The following is a 205-nucleotide window of genomic DNA, read 5'->3' on the forward strand; positions in this document are numbered from 1 at the left end:
CCCCGTGTTCCTCACGGAGCCAAGCCACGTTGTCGGCGGCCCACGCTTCCAGCTCGGCCCCCGACATCGAGGCCATGCGCTCAGGCGAACCCGGCAGCACCATCTCCGAGCGGAGCACCGCGTCACGCCGTGGTTTTTTAACCCCGGCTTCCCGCAGGCGGTCGGCCACGGCATCGCCGAGGTCCGAGCCGCCATGAAGAACCCG

Annotated in this window: 1 protein-coding gene; it reads right to left on the reverse strand. The window is 69.8% G+C overall.

Annotation, left to right across the window (positions count from 1 at the left end; all coding sequences use genetic code 11):
* On the reverse strand, window positions 1–205 hold a 205-nt coding region (locus ACVOLI_RS20550; protein WP_481615794.1), incomplete at both ends, for a plasmid recombination protein.

It is taken from the genome of Stenotrophomonas sp. STEN029, assembly GCF_056760015.1.